The following is a 427-nucleotide window of genomic DNA, read 5'->3' on the forward strand; positions in this document are numbered from 1 at the left end:
ACCCTTCTCCTAAATATGATTTCACAACCACTTTTTATAAGTTTCCTAGTTATTTTAGAAGATCCGCTATTTCCAAAGCTTTCGGTATTGTAAGTAGTTACAAATCCAATCTGGAAAATTGGGTAAAGGAAAAATCAACCGCTCTTGCGGGTGGCAAGAGATTTAAAAAGAAACCACCTACTCTATCCATTGATCACGAAGCTTTTCCGGTTTTTTATAAAACAAATATGTATGAAAAAACATCTACCAATCAAGTAAAATTAAAAGTTTTCTTAAAGAATGATTGGGTTTGGATCGATGTAACCATCAACGATAAAAATTTTAAAAAGAGAAATATTTCAGACTGGAAAGAAAACAATCCTACATTAGTGAAAAAAGGAAAAAAGTACTTCATTCACTTCTCCTACGAAAAAAATATTACATTAAA

The 427-nt window shown here is 30.7% G+C and carries 1 pseudogene; it reads left to right on the top strand.

Annotated elements, in window-relative coordinates:
* Window positions 1–427 (top strand): annotated as a pseudogene (locus KI363_RS21705) (RNA-guided endonuclease TnpB family protein); the annotation flags it as partial.

This window comes from Lederbergia ruris, from assembly GCF_018332955.1.
Taxonomy (GTDB): domain Bacteria; phylum Bacillota; class Bacilli; order Bacillales; family Bacillaceae_C; genus Lederbergia; species Lederbergia ruris.